Annotated in this window: 5 protein-coding genes; all 5 read right to left on the bottom strand. The window is 54.0% G+C overall.

From position 1 onward, the window contains the following. Genes B723_RS16840 through brxC form a run of 5 tightly spaced genes read right to left on the bottom strand, consistent with a single transcriptional unit; the run spans position 1 to position 11,802 of the window. Positions 1-2,523: a PglZ domain-containing protein gene (locus tag B723_RS16840; protein WP_017337801.1), complete on the bottom strand. Its 2,523-nt coding sequence runs from the start codon at positions 2,521-2,523 to the stop codon at positions 1-3. Beyond that, the gene (locus B723_RS16835) at positions 2,520-4,328 is read right to left on the bottom strand and encodes a DUF262 domain-containing protein (protein WP_017337800.1); all 1,809 of its coding nucleotides are present in this window, start codon (positions 4,326-4,328) and stop codon (positions 2,520-2,522) included. Before B723_RS16835 ends, B723_RS16840 begins: the two co-directional genes overlap by 4 nt. After that, the gene (locus B723_RS16830; protein ID WP_031318677.1) at positions 4,325-6,262 is read right to left on the bottom strand and encodes a hypothetical protein; all 1,938 of its coding nucleotides are present in this window, start codon (positions 6,260-6,262) and stop codon (positions 4,325-4,327) included. Before B723_RS16830 ends, B723_RS16835 begins: the two co-directional genes overlap by 4 nt. Next, positions 6,259-8,160 (bottom strand): Eco57I restriction-modification methylase domain-containing protein, encoded by a 1,902-nt coding sequence (locus B723_RS16825; protein WP_031318675.1) that lies wholly within the window; start codon positions 8,158-8,160, stop codon positions 6,259-6,261. The genes B723_RS16830 and B723_RS16825 overlap by 4 nt, the downstream gene beginning before the upstream one ends. After that, positions 8,161-11,802: a BREX system P-loop protein BrxC gene (brxC, locus tag B723_RS16820; RefSeq protein ID WP_017337797.1), complete on the bottom strand. Its 3,642-nt coding sequence runs from the start codon at positions 11,800-11,802 to the stop codon at positions 8,161-8,163. Positions 11,803-11,814: the final 12 nt, after the last annotated feature.

The raw sequence follows: 11,814 nt of genomic DNA, 5'->3' as shown, positions 1-11,814 counted from the left end.
TTACACCGCATAGTCGGTTGCCAGGTCAAGTTGGCAGTACACCGTATAAGTCGTTGGATGCAAAGCCTTGATCTTGAATTTCCCCTCGAAATCCATTTGCATCTTGATCGTGACTTGAACCTTGTCACCTGGCTTCAACGACAATGTTCCTGTTGCCGGATTCACTGCACCTCCGGCCTTCGCTTCACCCACCACTTCGCCCTTGCTGTCGTGTGCCTCCAGCAAAATCTCGAACTCGTTTTCAGTCGAGAACATGTCTGCCGTTTCAACTGCAAGGTCAATCACTGGCATACGTGTGGTGATGGCCTTGGCACCGTTCTTGTAGCTCATCGCCACAGATGCTTTATGCAGTGTCGGTTGATTGGATGTTTTCAACTGCATCGTTATCACCGGCACCACGCATTCCTGCAAAGAAATACCGCCGTGGTAATAGAGCAAACCACTGCGATAGGCCGCCAGCGAATGTGGCGCAGCGAACTTGGCAAAGTCACTGCGAATGCCCATTTTCTCGGCTGAGACCACGAGGTGATTGCTGTCGCCAGCACCATCACCCAGCGCGCACCGGTCATGAATGCCAATCCAGTTGCCAGCGGGCTTGCTGCAGACATCGCCCGCACCAGCGTGGGTGTTCATGAAGAAGCCGTGATCGGTCACGATCACCACCTCATGAAAGCCACGTTCTTTCAGCTTATGAATTGCGACCCGAATGCGTTTGAGTGCATTGGTAATCTCTGCAGGGGCGGTGTCAGGATGGTTCTCAAAGTGGCTATCTATCTCTACAGCGCGCAACACCAACAAATCGGTTTCAGGCGAGAAATCGAAACGTCCGCGAACAAAGTCTTCCAGACGCCCCTCTTCAAAGCGCTGGCCGTATTTCTTCCGAAACACATCCATGCGCTGCGCAACGGTACCCACCACCTGGTCACCCAGCATTGGCACCAGGCTCTGTTCGTCATTCTTGATGCGAAGCTGCTGGCCAGCCCCGGGCAACAAACTGGCCATGCCTACTGGCGTGATGCTTGGTAGCTGCGCCATGGCAGCCTGCAATTCAACTTGTCCGTCTTCCGTCAACTGCCGTTCCAGCGCCACGCCCAATTCGTAGCGAAGCGCATCAATCATGAAGTACGCCACCTTGTGGCCGTTCTTTTGCAGCTTGGGCGCAACAATGCGGTCAAACACATCAGTATTCGATAGCTGCCCAGCCAACGGCCAGCCACTTTGTTCCACATGGCGAGTGAAGATCAACTGCACCTTCTCGACCAGTTTGCCGTACTGCTTACGAACTTGCTGCTTGACTGGCGTCATGACACCTTGCGCGTCTTGCCAGTCGTAATCGCTAACTGCCTGTTCGAACTCGCGATGCAAGCGATCAGCTTCACGCAGACTGCTCACGTAAAAGGTCAGCAGCACATCAAGATTGCGTGCGTTATCCGAAAGCTGCCGCTCCATGTCGTCGCAGGTTTGAAGCAACTCAGTAGCCGATCGAATCAAATCCCACTGGGCACGGCTCTCGCCTTTGCCCGTCCACACCGATTGCTGATGGCGCTCCGAGATGCTCTTCACCCGGTCGATGTCATCACGCAGGATGCCTTCGATCGCCCGACTCAAAAATGTGCGCTCTTCAAACGGGAAGGTGTCCCGGTCGCCCAAATCGGACCAGCTACCAAATTGGCTGACTAGGTTGAGATCGCGCTCAATTTCTTCTGCGCGGTCGATATAAACACTCTGCGTACGGCGATCATTGCGCAGCAGATCGCACAGGTATTCAATTAACGGCTTCGCCTGAGTTTCGGCTCGCGGTACATCGCTCAAACTGGCAGGCAATGCACCAGGCAGATCAAACACAAACTCGCTGAACAAAACGAAACGCCACAGTTCGTTGGCAACCGAGTCCCATGTCTTGCCTCTGGTCTTCAATGACAGGCCCATGCTGTTGCGGAGCAAATCACGCGCCTCTGTCACCCAGCTATCGCTGCCTTTCAATGCCGATTGCTGCGCATCGTTTGGCACAAGCAGCGCGAACAGAATGTCTCGGGCGGACTCGACTGCCAGTAGCGCACGCAAGTTGGGCCAGCCCAAGCCGCCGCCAATAGCATCCACCACCGCAAAACTAGGCGAAGCATCCTGCTCAAAGATGGCCCTAATGGCCGTGGTGTGATCTGGTTTCGCCTTCAGGCATAGGCTCTCAAAGCTATCACCATCCCCTTCGGGGAAAATCGCCCCGGCTGCGGCAATGGGTGCGAAGGGATCAGCCTGCCTTTCTTCATCGCTCTCGGGCGCTTTTGCAGGCACATAGACCAGCATTCCAGCGAGCTGCCGATCGATCACATCACGCAAGCCCTGCATCGCAGCTACCCGACTCTCAATGCTGCTCTTTGAAGCATCCACAACCAGCAGCTTTTCGTCGGCCAACCCTTTGCAGACATCTTGGTAATGCCCGGCAGGGTCATACACCACGAGACTACCCGTCTTCTGCAATCGGGGACGAAGAATTTTGTTCTGAATGAATTCAGCAATGCTCATGAGCTGCTCCTTAGGCTCAGGATGGACTTCACCTCCTTGAGCATCTTGTCTGTTCGTGCCGTCATCGCGGCCTCATTCCATTCGGTGCGAGTGGCCAAATCAGCGTTCAGATAAAGCCCATTGCGATACCCGATGAAGTCGTCCTTATCGTTCTGGCGGTCACGCTTCTTGATGAATTCCATCGTGCCGAGTTTGGAGTTGTACCCACTCAGGGTTAGGTTGCCGAGTTGGTGGGCGCAGCGCTGGCGTATGGCGTCAGCGGTGTCCTTGCCGTTGAGTTCCAGCATGGCCACCCAGCCTGGGCCAAGGTTTTCTGTCTTGGGCAAGATGTGCTCAACCGTAAAAACGGGGCGATCGTTTGCGTCGTGTGCCCACAAATTGCGCGTGTTCTCGCGGGTCTGATGTACTTCTTCCAGCTTGCACAACATGAAACGTGTGGCCTCGTAGTTATCGAGGTAAACATCGCCCTTCAGGCGCGCATCACACACATCCTCAGGGGCCGCACGCGCCACCAACCAATCACTGGTCTGCACCACAAACTCTTCGAGGTTGCCAATCGAGCCATTACGAATCTGCTTCAGCAGCTCGCCAATTAATTGCACGAACATCGGGTCTAGCTCACGGGTTGGCGGTGTATCGGTAAGATTTCGCCAAAAAAACCACTTGGTGAGCAAAGAAGCTATTTGGCCTAGTGCCAGGCCTTCATCCCAACTCCGACTTCGAGCAACTTGACTCACCCATAGTAAAAATGCATAGGCAGGAGCGGCGCCGAGGTGCTGTAAATCCAACAACTGATTTTTTGTATCTTCAGACCAAACACAGTCTTCACTATCCGGAAAGTGAAGTAAGGAATATGTCTTTCCTTTTTCTAATAGCTGCCCGATAAACCACACCGGATGACGCCGCAAAATAACGTCATAAATGGTGATGAGATTTGATCTCGTCGCCCTTGGACATCCTTTAACTTCGACGCGCCCCAGGTACTTGAAAGTGTTGTATAAATGCCGCAGGAATCGCTCCTGTAGCGCAGGCTGATCAAGCCAATAAATCAGCTCTTTCCACTCATCAAACGCCCGGTCAATACCGTAGTCGGGACGTTTGTCGAGTTCTGCCAGCAAGTTATTTTTGATGATGTCGATGGCCGATAGCGGAATGCCCCGGTTGTTGATCGACTCAAACAACATGAACGCGTCTGAGTGGTTTTGAACCTCAATCTTGACTAGGATCGCCGACTTGAGTTTTTCCAGCAGCGCCATGCCCTGGCTAATGGTCAGTAGCGCAAGCCGCTCGCGGAAATACTTGTAGGCCTTCGCGATACGGCGATTCCCGAAGTTGGCCAGCCCTTTGGGTGCGGTGACCAGCTTTGGAAAAAGCTCACTCAGAATCCGCTGGAAATCCGCTTTGTTCTGCATCTGCTCGCTGGGCTCAAGCCGCCACTGACTGTTAGCCTTGATGAAGATGCGATTCTTCAAGTTCACCATCTCGACTTTGAAGTCGTCATCCGGATCAGGGTTCGACGTCAGCTTGTCGTAAAGCGCGCAGAACAGCAGGCTGATAGTGGTAAAGCGCTGCTGGCCATCAATCAACTCCAGCTTGCTACCTGCCATCGAGTCCTTCTGCCCGTTGACACAAATGATCGACCCCAAGAAGTGAGCAGAAGGCGACTCATCTAGATCGTTGAATAGCGCATCCCAGTTCGACCACCCCCAAACGTACTCACGCTGGTACTTTGGGATAAAGAAAGAGGTCGCTCCATCCGGGTTGAAGTAAAAGCTGACGGGGAATGCTTTGACGTCCTGGATCATTCCTCACCCCCGGCCTTCTTTTTTCCGCGCGTTTTCTTGGGGGTGGCCGCTGGCTCCACGTACAGATCTTCAAGCCCATGCGCGATGGCGAGGGATTTGTCGGTCTTGCACTTCTCACGTACGCGTTCTGGCCAGTAGGCCATGGCCAGGTGTGCCCAGTCATAGTTGCCTTTTTCCAGTTTGGTCCAGGTGTCTTTCAAGACCTTTTGCCAGGGCTTGTGGCGTAATAGTGGCCACAGCGGTGCGGCGGTGATTTGCACACCGTCATCGTGGTTTGGCTGATAGGTTGGTGCGATCTTGAGCAAGGTGTCGCGTAGGTCGGTCAACTCTTGCTCGAAGGTTTGCAGCATTTCGTACTGCTTTTCCTCGTCACGAGAGCGGCCGCTCCCCTTCATACGCAACTCAGCACACTCACGGCTAACTTGCGTCAGTTTGCCATTGGTGCCATCGAGAAAATCATTCACCGCTGTGAACAGAGTTTGATTATTCAAGGATGGGTAATAGACCCAAAGCGTATAGCTACCCGACGCGGTGGAAAGAGGCCAGTAGATTGGCGCTTTGCGACGGCTCTTGGAATAACGCTGCAGATGGAAAGGGAAGAAATCCTTTTGCAACCAGCGACGCACGTCATCAGGTACGTTCACCCTGACACGATCCAGTACTTCCTCAACAAGGCGAGCAAGATCGTGCGGATGACCCTGATCGTCCACCAGAATGCCAGAGTGTACATGGAAGGGTTCAGCACCATCCGGCAACATACCCGGGCTTTTTGCCGGTAGTGGGTCGAAGGGTTCTGGCTCGGCTGTTACAACACGCTCACCGGTAGCTAAGCGCCAGTCAAATCGGGCGAAAGCAACACCTACGGACCAAGAGAGTAGCGCGTCTATCGGGGGAGCTTCTGGCTCCGTCGCATCTCCCTCATCTTCGCTCATTTCGTCTCGATTTTTTGATTCCACATTGCTTTTGTCGAGGGCTACCCGGCGATCAGCTTCTGAGAAGTTATAGAGATCAAATGCCGCAGTATCGATCTCTCTCTGAATATCTCTCAAAGCTGCTTCAACGGATGCTGGCTCGCTACCTAGGCGCTGCCAAAACAAGATGCTTGGGAGCAAAAAAGCATGCGAAGTTTCGACAACGGAATCAAGCAACCGCATGAGTTCCCAAGCTTGTCTCGCAAGGCTTTCTAATTTGATTCTTGAACGGCCGTCTATGTACGGTAGTGGCGTTCCCTCTATGATTCCAACCTCGTACGACCGTGCGTTTTTATCTGCGGCATTTAAACGGGTCTCAAGGAGAACAGTAAAAGGTCTTGAATTCATCATCGCCATAACAGCCAGAAGCGATTGGGCGTCATTGTTTTTCGAGAATGCTGATGGTCCTTTGTGAGCAAAAATACAACCAGAAGGTAGCACTCTGGGTGAAAACGAAAGAGTTCGGCTTGGCCATGCAACGCCAGGATTGAAATAATTTTTTTCGTTCCAGCACTGCGAGTTGTTAGCGGTAATTTCACCACTTTTCAATTCGCCCAACTTCCACTCCTTAATGAGTCGTCCATCATCCCCCCACCTGACGCTCAAATAAACATCGGAGTAGAAAGGTGAGCGGCTTCCTCCCTTAAAAAAAGGAACTAGCCCAAATAGCCCTCCTACCTCCTGATTCTCCCACCATGCGCGCACCCACTGAAAGTCATGATTAGTTTGAAGACCAACCCACGCCTCAAACTCACCATCACCTAGGCGTGGGTGATCCGAGAAGCAATCTAAAACGCTCTTCGTAACCCAATACGCGAACGGAGCGGTAGGTATTTTTTCAAATACAAGAGGGTCTACGATGACAATCCGGCTATCAATGCCACCAGACCGAAAAGACGCGCAAGCTGCTTCGAGCGCTTGAGCTCTATCATCGCTCTCAATAACACGAATTACTGTTGTCATGCAGAGCGCTCCAATGTGAAAGCAGCAGCTTCAACAACTGCATCATCCATGACTCCAAGACCAAGATCTGCCAGAACTTTAGGGGTAGCCATGCCCAAGACGATCTCTTTTCGCCAAGTCTGATAACTTGATAGAAACAGACAGGTACGTGAAGTGATCGCGCCAAGGTAACCACCCGTGCGAAGGAGGCCTAATCCTCTTTCTACGAAAATGGTCAGCAAATCGTTTTTGCTGCGCGGATAGGCTTTGGCGAGTTGATCCTTCGTATTTGAAGCTAGCGCGCCAAAAGGTGGATTCATTACCACCACATCGAACACTTCACGGCAATGATCAATCATACGCAGGCCCTGCAATGCATCTTGGGCAAATAGGCGGCCTTGGTAGGTGTATTTAGCTGCTTGCGCGAATTCATTCAGTGCCTTACGCAAACGCACCTCAGCCTGCAGCCAAGTTTCTTGCTCTTGCTGAGCAAACAGGCCTGTACCTTTGCCGACATTGACCTGACGAATCAAGTGCGGTAGCTCTCGCTCAACCTGGAGCAGTACGCCCATTTCAGGCAGGTGCTTCAGCATCTGTAAGGTTTTCTCGAACAACTCAGCGTCACTCTGATCCAGCTGGGCGGCAAAAGCTGCGCGTAAATCGCGTTCAGCCGGGGGGGCGACGGCGGCCACGACGTGCCCCTGACCAATGCGTGGGCGATCTTTGGCTTTTACGCTGGCATCGTGCCAAGCACGCTGCGCCCGCAGCCATAATGCCAAGGTGGCGATCTGCGCGGCGCGCGGGTCGATGTCGACGCCATAGATATTGTTTTCAATGATCAGACGCGGTACCTCGCGCGAAAAAGCCGCTTCGTCATCGTAGGTCTGGCAAAGAGGCTTAAGCACAGCTTGGGGCTGCGTGGAAACATCCAGAGACCCGGGGCCGTGCTGCTGTTCCCAGGCCCAAGCCTCCCGATAGATCTCAGCAAACAGATCGAAGGCATACAGGCCAAAGTGCATGGAGCCACAAGCCGGGTCCAGCAGCTTCAGGGTACGCGGGTCACGCAGTTTGATGGCGACCTGTGCTTGCTCGTCGGGCTTGACCAGCAGGTACTGGCAACGGTCCCGCAGCTCAGTTTGCCCGCCAGTGGCGTTAAACCAGAGACGCCCGAGCGTATTATCGACCAAGAACTCCACCACATAACGCGGCGTGAAGAACTGATTGCGCACGGCCAGCTCGCGACTATTGCGCGGTGCCTGGCTGGCATCGCGCATGGCCTTGCGCTCTTCTTTAGAGTTGAAGTATTGGTAGATCCAGCCGATTGTTTCGTCTGCGGCCCAGAGAGATTCAATCTCAAAGTGGTTCAGCTCATCCAGCAGCGCACGCAGGGCAATCTCACGAGGGAACAGCAAACCGTTGGCAGCATAGCGGTCAAACAGGGCGGGCAGTTCCTGTGACAACTCATCAAACACGCTGAACAGATAGACTTGGTAAGCTTGACCTGTTTCGCCCAGGGCGGTACCGGCAATCTTACTGTAGAGCTGATAGCCACGGGATTGGTAGCCTTTGCTGATCGACTCGATCAACTGCCCGCGCGCCTCCATCATCAACAGCGCTGCCAGACGGTTGAGCACTGTAAATGCCTGCTCGCGCACCATGCGGTCGAGCACTGCGATGCGGTGATCGGTGTCGTCGGTATCAGCGCCCAGGTAGTGCACCAGAGTTTGGCGTAGGACCTCAGCCGTGTGGCGCTGCCGGTCGTCCAGATGGGTGAGTCGTGTCATCGGCGTGACTTCACCGGTCTTGGGGTCTAGACCATAGGTTTGCTGAAGCTGGATGCTGAATTCGTCGGACAGCAGGCTGCGACAAATGTTAACCAGCTTTTGCAGGCGGCCTCGTGTGGATTGATCGAAAGCCATTTATTCGTCCTGCAGTTCGAGATTGACGGCAAAGGCATGTGCATACTTCAGCTCGCCACGCAGTTGTTGCAGTTGCATGATCAGCGCATCCAGGTCATCCATCGTGGTGATCTTGGTGCGCGCCTTGATGCTGCGCGCGATGGCTGGTTTCGGTTCATTTACAGCACTTGGCACAGGAATCTCAGCTTCAAGCTCCTCCTTAATCCGCTTCGTGCCAAGACGCTCAATGCTGTGTTTCAAACCTTGTACTACATCCTGCAGTTCAGAGAGCTTGTTTGTAATGGAATTGAGTCCCAACAAATCAGGCGTCACTTCCACAATCAACCGCTCTAGGCTACCCAACAGTTCAGTCTGTTCTTGCTGGGTGAGCTTGATCCACTCCGGCACCCGCTTTAGGTCGACCTCGGCCTCTTTGATGCGTGTTTTGAGCAGATCCTGCATCGCGATCACCGTATCGCGAATGCGGGCGCGAATGGTGGTGAGGCTGGTGCTGAAATCAGCCGCAAAACGATAGAAGTCGGCCTGCTGCAGGCGCTCGTCGATAAGGCTGAGGGCCTCAGACAACTCTTCTTTTAGCGTGGCCAGCAAGGCCACATTCGGTAGGTTGGCAATGGCCGTGCAGTGCTGGCGAAGATCGCGCAGCGTTTGCTCCAGGCCTTGCTCCAGCTTGAGTTTGACTTCGGCAGCCCATTTGAGACTTTCAAACAGCTCTGATTGCTCGTTGCCCAAACGACGTGGCGCATCCGAAGCGTCGGTGAGCAGCACATCGTTAATCTCGTGCGTGAGGTTTTGCAGGCGGTCTACACCTGGCAAATTCAGACTGCGCAGTTTTTCAGTGAGAGGGCCGTATTGGTGCTGAAGTTGCGGAAAGAGCTTGGTGGTGACTTTGCTGATGTCGTCTTCCAGCGGCACGACGGTGTCGCCAGTCAATTCAGTCAACCGGATTGCAGCGCGTGCCAGTTCGTCGTTGGTCGGACGGTCGCCGCCGCGAAGCGAAATGCCAATGATCTTGAACGTATTGTTGGTTTTGATGGCATCGATGGCTTGCTGGCCGTTGACGGTGACTTCCCGTCCTGCCACCTTGAGCTTGATCTCACCGGCCAGCAGCATGGCCGCCACCAGATATCGCAGGGTGTCTGCCGACCAACCAAAGGGCGCATCGGCAAAGACATCTGTCAAGCGCTTGCCGTCGACTGTGCCGTTGCGATTGATGTAGTCACGGATGCTCACCATGGCCAAGTGGTCCGTGCGAATGCTGTGCCGCCCGCTTTGGGTTTGCACAAGGTTCAGAGGATCTAGAGCGCTGGTGATGCCCGACAAATTGCCGACCCGAAGGAATTTCTCAGCGAGTTCGGTTCCGGCTCGCACCGGGGCCTCTACATAGCGATCGAACACTTGCTCGGCCACTTCGCTCAGGTGTTTGCGAGCGGCATCCAGCAGCTCCGCCGCCAGCGTATCTACTGCGACAACCTGGCCACGGAAGATGAATGAGCCTTGCAACAGGCTGCGCTGGATCTGTGCCCGCAGTTTGGTGCTGAGGTGTTCAGCCCGGTCGGCCTGGCCGTTGCAATATTCGCGAATTTCCTGATCTGGATCGCTGCGGTAGCGGTTGGCGATCTCACGGCAGCGGTGGATATCAGCCGTCAGTTCGTCCATTTCCGGCGTAGTGCGGCCCACCAGGTAGATGTTGAACTTGGATGAACTGTGACGCGACTCGTCAGTGACTCGAGTGCGTGCACTGTCGATTTCTTTGGGGTCGACCAGTTCAACAATGGTTTGGATCTGGTTACGCTCACCCGCCAACGATGCGGGTACATTGCCTGCCGATTGCGCCTTAAGTCCGGTGGATACGGCATAGGAACCGTGCAATTGGGTGGAGGGCAATGGCGCATAGACACTGTTCAACGCTTCGTTAACGATGCGACGCAGCTCAACGCCGCGCAATGCAACTTGGCTGCGTTCCTGTTCAATGTCGTTCAGCTTTTCACTGAAGAAGCAAAGGTTGCCGTCTTGTTCGCCAAATGGAACGATGGAGTCGTTGATCAGGTCTTCGACCGCCTTGGCCACAGCGTCTGCTTGAGACGCCCCGGCGATGCTGGCGTGCATCAGGCTGGTGACGTTTTGACGGGTGATCGGCAGGTTGCCAAGGATTTGCAGAACGGCGACCGTCTTGGCGATGTTTTGATGCAACTCGGAATGCGAGAAGCGGATCTTGGTGACTTTCTCGACCGATGCGTGCAAAGAAGCGAAGGCGCGCTTGATGTCTTTATCCAGAGCATCAAACAGCGTGACGGTGGTGGCGAGCCAGCCAACGGCTTGTTCTGCAACGGCAAGTTTGCCTTCAGAGCCGTCAATCAGAATGTCTTGCACCACCTTGATCGCCGAGCGCAGGCCGATGCCACCTGTGGACTTGGCCAGTGCGCCTAGCAAGTGCAGCAGGATGTCGAAATGCGCGGGAAGGAACGGGTAGAGATCGACAAAAGTCTTGCGATCGAAATCGACGCCATAGACGCGCGCATCGACAAGCTTGGTGTTCTGGCGCAGCTGCTGACCATATTGATCAAACAATCCGCCCAATTCGGCTTCCGCTGGTGACGACTTGCCCAACAGACGTGTGTAGCAAATTTCCTTGATGTCGTTGGATTCAAGGGCGATCTGAATCGGGAAGCGGTCATTAAGCTTGAACAATTCTGGCGAGTTGAGGGCTGCCTTCGCGTCGTCCGCCGTGAGCGTTTGCTGCGCCGTTCCGACGATCCAAACCTTGCCGTCGCCGATGTTTTTCAGGTTCTTCGCCAATCCATCGAGGTTCAGGATCAGATTGGGCCGCGGGCCAACGTACTGACCGACTTCATCGATGATGAAGATGATGTATTCCTTGCCCGATGCCTCGCGGGCAATCTCCAGCATTTCACGCACACGGTCGTTTTCGAAAACGACGATTTCACTTGATTCGGTCGTGAACGAACTGGGCGTCTTGAAAAGTGTGGGGTAAAGCTTGTGCGCAATCTCAGGAATGAGGCTGTCGACCACCAACTCGTCGTTACGGTAGTTGTTCCAGTCTTCACCGCCCGCGGCTTCTTTGAATGCATCCAGAAATTCGTTGTAACGACCTTCCTTCTTGAGCCTGCGTTCCAGCGCTGCAACCTTGAGATTGCGCGAATAACCTGCCCACTGCAGGACCTTGTAGAACAGGACCGTCGACACCTCTTCCATGGTCGCACCTGCGACCTGTTCGCTGGCCAAGTCCAACATCAACACTGCGGCAGGAAAGCGCTTGGCTACGTTCGTCAGCAAGGACTTGGTTTGCTGACGTTTGAGACGATCTTGGAGGTGCTGGATGAATGGAGCGCCATCAATGGTGATGCGATCGTCAAATGCCAAGCCTAGATACTTGGTGAACGAGCTCTTACCCGAGCCATAGAAGCCCGACACCCAGACGCCGACTTCGTTTTCGCCACCAATATCCATGGCGGCTTCCATCTTGAGCAGGAGATTCTCAAACTGCTGGTCGATGCTGTCGGTAACCACGTATTCCGAGATTTCCGATTTCAGGCGCGCCTCTTGTGACACGCCATAGGTGATGACCTTTTCAATGCTGCGATTGATGCTCTTGCTGGGGTCGAAGAGTTTTTTGATCGTCATGTTTTACCTCAA

This window comes from Pseudomonas fluorescens NCIMB 11764, from assembly GCF_000293885.2.
GTDB lineage: Bacteria > Pseudomonadota > Gammaproteobacteria > Pseudomonadales > Pseudomonadaceae > Aquipseudomonas > Aquipseudomonas fluorescens_B.
Note: the sequence above shows the minus strand (reverse complement) of the source record. Positions and strands in the feature narration are given on the sequence as shown.